Annotated in this window: 6 protein-coding genes; 3 read left to right on the top strand and 3 right to left on the bottom strand. The window is 71.6% G+C overall.

Going from position 1 to position 8315, the window contains the following annotated elements; genetic code table 11:
* The first annotated feature begins 188 nt into the window (after window positions 1-188).
* On the top strand, window positions 189-407 hold the full coding sequence (locus ACWCRJ_RS32870; RefSeq protein ID WP_450942706.1) for a hypothetical protein: 219 nt from the start codon (window positions 189-191) through the stop codon (window positions 405-407).
* Between the two features lie 47 nt (window positions 408-454).
* Here the strand turns inward: ACWCRJ_RS32870 and ACWCRJ_RS32865 are convergent, their stop codons facing one another.
* On the bottom strand, window positions 455-1108 hold the full coding sequence (locus ACWCRJ_RS32865; RefSeq protein ID WP_450942705.1) for a mycothiol-dependent nitroreductase Rv2466c family protein: 654 nt from the start codon (window positions 1106-1108) through the stop codon (window positions 455-457).
* A 160-nt stretch (window positions 1109-1268) separates the two neighbouring features.
* On the opposite strand from ACWCRJ_RS32865, the gene pepN reads away from it, so the two are divergent.
* Both pepN and ACWCRJ_RS32855 read left to right on the top strand, forming a co-directional pair.
* Window positions 1269-3863: an aminopeptidase N gene (gene pepN, locus ACWCRJ_RS32860; protein ID WP_450942704.1), complete on the top strand. Its 2595-nt coding sequence runs from the start codon at window positions 1269-1271 to the stop codon at window positions 3861-3863.
* A 266-nt stretch (window positions 3864-4129) separates the two neighbouring features.
* Complete coding sequence (locus ACWCRJ_RS32855) at window positions 4130-5200, top strand: hypothetical protein (RefSeq protein ID WP_450942703.1); 1071 nt, start codon at window positions 4130-4132, stop codon at window positions 5198-5200.
* Between the two features lie 78 nt (window positions 5201-5278).
* On the opposite strand, the gene ACWCRJ_RS32850 is transcribed toward ACWCRJ_RS32855, so the two are convergent.
* Both ACWCRJ_RS32850 and ACWCRJ_RS32845 read right to left on the bottom strand, forming a co-directional pair.
* Window positions 5279-6430 carry a serine hydrolase domain-containing protein gene (locus ACWCRJ_RS32850; RefSeq protein WP_450942702.1) on the bottom strand — a complete coding sequence of 384 codons (1152 nt, stop codon included), beginning with the start codon at window positions 6428-6430 and terminating at the stop codon, window positions 5279-5281.
* Between the two features lie 113 nt (window positions 6431-6543).
* Window positions 6544-8313 carry a TIGR03767 family metallophosphoesterase gene (locus ACWCRJ_RS32845; RefSeq protein ID WP_450942701.1) on the bottom strand — a complete coding sequence of 590 codons (1770 nt, stop codon included), beginning with the start codon at window positions 8311-8313 and terminating at the stop codon, window positions 6544-6546.
* Window positions 8314-8315: the final 2 nt, after the last annotated feature.

Genomic DNA, 8315 nt, shown 5'->3' with positions numbered 1-8315 from the left:
GGCTGCGCCAGCCGGGCGACCCCCCCCCCCGCCCCCGGCGCGCCCGGCGGGCCCCCCCCCCTACCCCGGGGCGCCGGAAAGCGCCACCGGCGGGGCGGGTTCCGGTCTGCCGGATTTCCGGACATTCGCCCTATGCTCCCGTATTCCGGCCGGATTCCCGATCCGGCCGACCGGACCCGGGAGGTCGCATGGAGACGAGCTACAAGCACTGTCCTCCTTGTGGGGGAGGCAAGCCCCTGCCGTTCCACAAGGCCGACAAGGAGGTGCGGGCGTATCTCACGTCCCTGGGCAAGAACCCGGCCGGCTGGTGGCGGTGCGCCAACCACGGGGAGAAGGGCCGCTGCCTGTTCGTCCAGCCGTACGGAAGGCAGAGGGAGGGCCTGACCCTCCCCGAGTCCTTCCGCTGACCCGGTCGCCAGTTGCCGGTCGCCGGCTGCCGGTCGCCGGCCCCCGGTCAGAGCAGGTTGCTGAAGTCCGGGCCCTGGGTGCGGCTGCGCTTGATCTCGTAGAAGCCGGGGACCGAGGCGACGAGGAGGGTGCCGTCCCAGAGCCTGGCGGCCTCCTCGCCCTTGGGGGCGGGGGTGACGACCGGGCCGAAGAAGGCGATCTGCTCGCCGTCGGCGCCGGGGACGGCGATGACGGGGGTGCCGACGTCCTGGCCGACCTTGTCGATGCCCTCCTGGTGGGAGGCCCGCAGCTGCGGCTCGTACGGGGTGGAGTCCCAGTGGTCCATGAGGGAGTCGGGGAGGCCGACGTCCTTCAGGGCGGCGGCGACCGTCTCCTTCTCCGGGCCCTCGCCCTGGTTGTGGATACGGGTGCCGAGCGCGGTGTAGAGGTCACCGAGGACCTCGGCGCCGTGCTCCTCCTGGGCGGCTATGACGATCCGTACCGGACCCCACGCCTTCTTCTCCAGCAGCTCGCGGTACTCCTCGGGCAGCTCGTCGATCTTGGGCTCGTTCAGCACGGCGAGGCTCATCAGGTGCCAGCGGACCTCGATGTCCCGGACCTTCTCCACCTCCAGGACCCACCGCGAGGTCATCCAGGCCCAGGGGCACAGCGGGTCGAACCAGAAGTCGACAGGGGTCTTGCCGGAGGTCTGCTCGGACATGGTTCTCCTCGGAAGGACGTTCGGACGGCAGTCGTCTCAGCTCGCAACACCGACGGCCGCGCGTCGCATTCCCACCTGCCCGCCGTCAGGTGCGCATGACAGGATCGGACCTGTCCGCATGCTGAACAGCGCTTGAAATCCACCCCGAGGGAGTGCCCCCGTGCCCGGTGAGAATCTGTCCCGCGACGAGGCCCAGGAGCGGGCCGCACTGCTGTCCGTCGACGGTTACGAGGTCTCTCTCGACCTGCGGTCCGCCGTCGGCGACGCGGGTGGCGCGGCCGGCGAGCCGCGCACCTTCCGCTCGGTGACGACGATCCGCTTCCGCTGCGCCGAGCCGGGCGCCGGCAGCTTCGCCGATCTGATCGCGCCGAGTGTGACGGCCGTCTCCCTCAACGGCAAGGACCTCGATCCGGGCGAGGTCTTCGACGGCTCCCGGATCACCCTCGACGACCTGGCCGCCGAGAACGAGCTGGTGGTCGACGCCCGGTGCGCCTACTCCCGCACCGGCGAGGGCATGCACCGCTTCGTCGACCCCGAGGACGGCGAGGTCTACCTCTACACGCAGTACGAGCCGGCCGACTCCCGCCGGGTCTTCGCGAACTTCGAACAGCCGGACCTCAAGGCCCCCTTCCGCTTCGAGGTGCGCGCGCCCGAGGGCTGGGTCGTGTGGAGCAACGGAGTCGGGGAACTGACGGACGGGGTGTGGCGCTTCGCGGAGACGAAGCCGATCTCGACGTACATCACGGCGTTCGTCGCGGGCCCGTACCACTACGTGACGGACACCTACGAGCGGGTCTTCGAGGACGGTACGCGGCTGGAGATCCCCCTCGGCGCGATGTGCCGCAAGGGTCTCGCCCCCTACTTCGACTCCGACGACGTGTTCCTGATCACCAAGCAGGGCCTGGACTTCTTCCACGACCACTTCGACTACCCGTACCCGTTCGGGAAGTACGACCAGGCGTTCGTGCCCGAGTACAACCTCGGCGCGATGGAGAACCCGGGGCTCGTCACCTTCCGCGAGGAGTTCATCTTCCGCGGCAAGGTCACCCGGGCGTCGTACGAGCGGCGGGCCAACGTGATCCTGCACGAGATGGCGCACATGTGGTTCGGCGACCTGGTGACCATGGTGTGGTGGGACGACCTGTGGCTGAAGGAGTCCTTCGCCGACTTCATGGGGTCCTTCTCGATGGTCGAGGCGACCCGTTTCACCAACGGCTGGGTCACCTTCGCCAACAACCGCAAGTCCTGGGCGTACCGCGCCGACCAGCTGCCCTCCACCCACCCCGTCACGGCCGACATCCGTGACCTGGAGGACGCGAAGCTCAACTTCGACGGCATCACGTACGCCAAGGGCGCCTCCGTGCTCAAGCAGCTGGTGGCGTACGTGGGGCGCGACGCCTTCCTGGAGGGCGCCCGGCGCTACTTCAAGCGGAACGCGTACGGCAACACGAAGCTGGGCGACCTGCTGTCGGTCCTGGAGGAGACCGGCGGGCGGGACATGGTCTCCTGGTCGCGGGCCTGGCTCCAGACGGCCGGGGTCAACTCCCTCACCCCGCAGGTGCTGCTCGCCGCCGACGGCCGGATCGACGAGCTGGCCGTGGTGCAGGAGGCCGCCGAGTCGCACCCCGAGCTGCGGCCGCACCGGGTCGCGATCGGCCTGTACCGGCGCGCCGGCGACGGGGGCGCGCTGGAGCGGTACGCGCGGGCCGAGGTGGACGTGGACGGGCCGCGTACGGTCGTGGGCGAGCTGGCCGGGGCCGAGGCGCCCGAGCTGGTGCTGGTCAACGACGACGACCTGACGTACTGCAAGATCCGGTTCGACGCGGGGTCGCTGGACACGCTGCGGGCCGGACTCGGGGACGTCTCCGACCCGCTGGCGCGGGCGCTGTGCTGGTCGGCGCTGTGGAACCTGACGCGAGACGCGCTGCTTCCGGCGCGGGACTTCGTCGACCTCGTCCTGCGGTTCGCGGGGCGGGAGTCCGACATCGGGGTGCTGCAGATGCTGCACGCCTGGGCCGGGTCGGCGCTCACGCACTACGCGGCGCCCGGGTGGCGGGCGGCCGGGGGCCGGCTGCTGGCGGAGGGCGCGCTGCGTGAGCTGCGGGCGGCCGAGGCGGGCAGCCAGCATCAGCTGACGTGGGCCCGTTTCTTCGCCTCGGTGGCCTCGGGCGAGGGCGATCTGGCGTTGCTGCGGGGGCTGTTGGCCGGGACCGAGAAGGTCGACGGGCTGGACGTCGACCAGGAGCTGCGGTGGGCGTTCCTGGAGCCGCTGGCGACGCACGGGGCCGCCGACGAGGCGTCGCTGGCCGCCGAGCTGGCGCGGGACGACACGGCGTCCGGGAAGCGGCACCAGGTGCGGTGCCTGGCGGCGCGGCCGTCCGCGGCGGTCAAGGCGCAGGCGTGGGCCTCGGTCGTGGAGTCGGACGCGATGTCCAACGCGCTGGTCGAGGCGACGATCGCGGGGTTCGCGCGGCCGTCCCAGCGGGAGCTGGTGGCGCCGTACGCCGAGAAGTACTTCGCGGTGATCGAGCGGCTGTGGGCCGAGCGCTCCATCCAGATCGGGATGGACGTGGTGCGTGGGCTGTTCCCCTCGCTGCAGGACTCCCGGGGGACGCTGGACGCGACGGACGCGTGGCTCGCCGGGCACGAGAAGGCGGCGCCCGCGCTGCGGCGACTGGTGCTGGAGGCGCGGGACGACCTGGCGCGGGCGCTGCGGGCGCAGGCGTGTGACGCGGCGGCGGGGGACGAGGGGTAACTGCCGCCGGGGCGGGGTGTGTTGCGCACCCGGCGGCTGCCGTGGGGCAGGGGCCGGGTGCGCGTGCCGGGCGTTCGCGGGCGCGGATCCGGCCCGGTTGAGGGTTACCGAATTCGGGTAATCGGAGCCGTAACCTTTTCCGATCGCGTCCGGACCAGCGGATATCGGCAGTCGAACGCACGTACTTTAGTGTGGTCTTGTCCTGATTTGTCGACGAGCGTGTAACAGCGGTTAATCCGCGGCTCCGGAGCGGGAACCTCCGGGTCATGACCCACAACACCCCGCTCTCCCCCCGCCCCCTCCGTCGCCTCCCGGACGTCACGCGCCGGGTGCTGACGGCCGCGCAGCTGCGCGCGCAGGGTGTCACCGCCGCCGACACGAACGAGCAGTGCCGGCCCGGTGGACCCTGGCAGCAGATCCTGCCGGGTGTGTTCCTGCTGCACCCGGGCCCGCCCACCTCCGAGGAGCGCCTGCACGCGGTGCTGTCCTACGCGGCCCGCTCCCCCTTCCGCGAGACGGCCGCCGGGGTCGCGGGGGCCGCCGGGGTACCCGCGCAGCCGAACGCCGACGAGCCCCGCCCGGCGCCCCGCTACCCGGAGGCGGTGATCACGGGCCTGGCCGCCCTGACCCTGCACGGGTTCACCTCCGCGCCGCCGCTCCCCTCCCTCGACACGATCGACGTCCTCGTGCCGCGCATGCGCCGGCTGCGGAGCGTCGGCTGCGCCCGGATCGTCCGCACCCCGGCCGTGCCGACCCCGTCCTACGTCACCGGCCTGCCCGTCGCCCCCGTGCCGCGCGCCCTCGCCGACGCGGTCGCGGAGCTCGACGACGCGGGCGTGGTGCGCCGGCTGCTGACGGAGGCGGTGCGCGGCGGTCACACCGAACCGGTCGCTGTGGTACGGGAGTTGACCGAGGCACGGCTGCTGAACCGTCCGCATGTCGCCGACGCGGTGGACTCGCTGGTCGCCGAGGGCCGGGCGATCGCGGAGGACCACCTGTACCGGATGGTGCGCGAACACGCCCTGCCCGACCCGGTCTGGAACGTCGACCTCCGTCTGCCCGGCGGCCCGCACCTCGGCGGTCTCGACGCGTACTGGCCGGAGCAGGCCGTCGCGGTCGAGCTGGACACCCGCGCCCCGCGTCAGGAGGACGACGCGCTGTGGTCCGAGTACGCCCGTAAGCGCGAGATGCTGGAGCGGCTCGGCATCACCGTCGTCCACATCACCCCCAGGAAGCTGCGTGACTCCCTGGAGCAGCAGGCGGCCGTCGTCCGCACCGCGCTGATGGCGTCGTGCGACCGCGATCCGGCCGCGTACGTCGTGGTGCTCCCCCGGTAGATCGGGTAACCCGGGGACATCAGGAGGGGAGAGGAAGGGCCGCCGCCCGTTCGGCGGCCCTTCCTCGTGCCGGGGCGACTACTTGTCGCAGAACTCCGCCTCCACGATCGCCTCGGTGTCGCCCGTCCAGTCGCTGTTGAAGTTGAAGGCGAGGGAATGGCGCCCGTCGGAGGTGGTGACGGCCTCGGAGGTGGAGCCGTGGATGCCGCCGCCGTGGCCCCAGACGGTGATGCCGCAGCTGAGCTTGCGTTCGATGAGGCCCAGTCCGTAGCCGGCGCCGGGCATCTCGTCGACCTTGATCGTGGTCTTCATCTCGGCGAGCTGCTTCGGCGGCAGGAGCCTGCCCTTGAGCAGCGCGGTGTAGAAGCGGTTGAGGTCGCCTGAGTCGGAGATCATCTCGCCCGCCGCATAGGCCAGGGAGGGGTTCAGTTCCGTGACGTCGTACGTCGGGCCCGTCGCCGTCTCGGCCAGCTTGCCGTACGCGCGGCTGCTCGGTCCGGGGACCTTCGCATACGTGCCCGGGACAAGGGTGGAGCGCAGGCCGAGGGGCTCGATGACGCGGGCGCGGACCTCGTCGCCGTACGGGTTGCCCGTGGCCTTGCCGATCACCATGCCGGCCAGGACGTAGTTGGTGTTCGAGTAGTTCCAGTCGGTGCCGGGGGCGAAGTCCGGCTTGTGCTTCATGGCGACCGCCACCAGTCGCTCCGGGGGAGCCGTGTCGTAGCGGTGCCGCAAGAAGCCGTCCTTCAGGAAGTACGTGCGGCCGAACTCCTCGTCGGACGTGTAGTCGGAGATTCCGCTGGTGTGGTTGAGAAGTTGACGGAGGGTCACCGACCGGCCGTCGTGGCCGTTGCCGCGCACCAGGCCCGGCAGCCACTTGTCGACCTTGTCGTCCAGCGACAGCCTGCCCTCGGCCTCCAGCTGGAGCAGGACCGTCGACACGAAGGTCTTCGTGATACTGCCGACGCGGTAGCGGTCGTGGGCGGAGCGCGGCCTGTCCGTCCTGATGTCGCCGACGCCGGAGGTGGCCTTCCAGACGCCGCGCCCGTCCTTGGCCTGGAGGGCCACGCCCGGAACGCCGTCCTTCACCGCCGCGTCCATGGCCTCCCTGGTCGCGGTGTGATCGGTTCCGGCCGGTGCCGGTGCCGCCACGGCGGGCGCGGCCAGCGCCACCGCCGCGGCCACCGCGGTCGCCGCCACCAGAACCGTACGTGCCGTGCGAGCCTGCATGTGGTCTCCCCCTTCGCACCGACATCCTCGGCGGTTCCGAGAAGGTCCGGTCGCGAGGGGGGACACGGGGACGGGCGGGGAGGTTGAGCGGATGCGCGCCGGTTGAGCTGCTTTCAGCCCTTCCGCAGCACCAGCTCCGTGTTGCGGTCTCCGGGGGTGCCGGTGAGGGCGTCGCGGCGGCCGGGGGCGTTGTAGGACAGCTCGCGGTAGAGGGCGGCGAGGCCGGTCTGCGAGAGGTCCGTGAAGTCGGTGGCGTGCGGGGCGGCCGATTCGATCAGGGTGGTGAAGAGGGAGATCGTGCCGTCCTTGTTGTCCACCAGCTCGATGATGCGGGCGAGTTGGGGAAAGTCGATGTGGGAGGCCGTGGAGATCTCCCAGAAGGACCCGTTCGTGGACTTGTGCGGCGTGATGCGGTTGCGGTGGCTGTGGCCGTTCACCCAGGCCAGGACGTTGCGGTGGCGGCCGAGCAGGGACAGCACCTCGGCACCGCCGTGGCGGGCCTCCTTGGGGCGGGCCGGGTCCTTGCGGAGGTTGCGCATCGACGCGCTGGTGTGGTGACTGAACACGACGGCGTACGAACCGCTCTTGGCGGCCTCCTTCAGCGTGCGGTCCAGCCACGTGAGCTGGGCCGTGCCGAGGGAGCCCTCGTAGTGGCCGCCGGGGTCGGTGGAGTCGAGGCTGATGCCGATGACGTCGTCGCCGATGCGGAAGGCGTAGTACTGGGTGCGGGCGTCGAGGTTGGCCTGCGAGTAGCCGTGGCCGACCGGGCCGGGGCCGGTGTGGGCCGGGTCCAGGTGGGCCTTCAGGTAGTCCTGCGGGGTGAAGGGGGCGCGGTTCTCGTCCGGGGTGACCGAACGCATCTTCTTCGCCTGGGCCTTCATGACGGCCTTCCACTCGGCGCCCTTGGGGTCGCCGCCGCTCTTGACGTTGTCCCAGATGGCCTTGCCGACCTTCTCGTCCAGCGTCATCAGCTTCTTGCCACCGACCGCGAAGTCGGCGAACCAGGAGTCGCCGGGGGCGTAGCAGCCGCCGGGCAGGGAGTCGTGGTTGCCGACCGTGGAGTACCAGGGGACGTTCAGGCCGGGGCTGTTGACCTCGCGGATCGCGGCGGCGAGAAAGCCGTTCAGGCGCGGGAAGCCGAGCTGCTTGTCGGCGTCGCGCAGGGCCGCGTCCGGCTGCCAGTAGAGCTTGAGTCCGCTGTTCTGGACGCCCTCGTAGCGGCGCGGGTCACCGGAGTTGGGGGTGACACGGCCGCCGCTCATCACCTTCAGGAACCAGTCCAGTTCCGTTCGGGAGTTGTTGTCGGTGTTGTCGCCGGTCGTCATGACGAAGTGCAGGGGGGAGCCGGTCACCGGGGCTCCGCGCAGCGCGTTCACCCGCTCGACGAGCGAGACCGCGCCGGCCACGGACAGCGCCTCCTGCGGGCGCCAGGCGCTGGCGGTCTGGGCGCGCAGGTACTCGTAGCGCAGCGGGTGCTGGACGTCCACCACGTGCAGGTCGGTGAACTGCACGAAGGACGCCAGTGCCGTACGGCGCTTCTCGCGGCCGGACTTGGGGGTGGCCAGGTCGCCGCGGACGACCCGCGCCCAGGCGGGACCGGAGCCGAGGCGACGGTAGCCGGAGGAGCCCCGCGGGGCTGCGACCGAGGCGAGGGTCGTCCCCCGCGTGTACGGCGCGAGGGGTGCGGCCGGAGCCTGTCTGTTGGAGAGGTTCGCCAGGGGGATCTCGGTGGCCTCGGCGGCCGTGGAGGCGGCGTGGGCGGCGGTCTCCGGCCGCAGGGCGAAGCCGGCCCCCGCGGCGAGGCCGACCGCGCCGGTGGCGGCGAGGAAGGCCCGGCGGTCAGGGTTGGTGGCGGCGGCAGCGACTGAGCGTATGCGCGACATGG

Source organism: Streptomyces sp. NPDC002324 (assembly GCF_053593335.1).
The sequence above is the reverse complement of the archived record's forward strand: the minus strand, read 5'-3'. Positions and strand labels throughout refer to the sequence as shown.

Excerpts from the sequence above, each read along its gene's own strand:
- ACWCRJ_RS32870 (WP_450942706.1), top strand. The coding sequence starts at position 189 with ATGGAGACGAGCTACAAGCACTGTCCTCCTTGTGGGGGAGGCAAGCCC.
- ACWCRJ_RS32865 (WP_450942705.1), bottom strand. The coding sequence starts at position 1,108 with ATGTCCGAGCAGACCTCCGGCAAGACCCCTGTCGACTTCTGGTTCGAC.
- ACWCRJ_RS32855 (WP_450942703.1), top strand. The coding sequence starts at position 4,130 with ATGACCCACAACACCCCGCTCTCCCCCCGCCCCCTCCGTCGCCTCCCG.
- ACWCRJ_RS32850 (WP_450942702.1), bottom strand. The coding sequence starts at position 6,430 with ATGCAGGCTCGCACGGCACGTACGGTTCTGGTGGCGGCGACCGCGGTG.
- ACWCRJ_RS32845 (WP_450942701.1), bottom strand. The coding sequence starts at position 8,313 with ATGTCGCGCATACGCTCAGTCGCTGCCGCCGCCACCAACCCTGACCGC.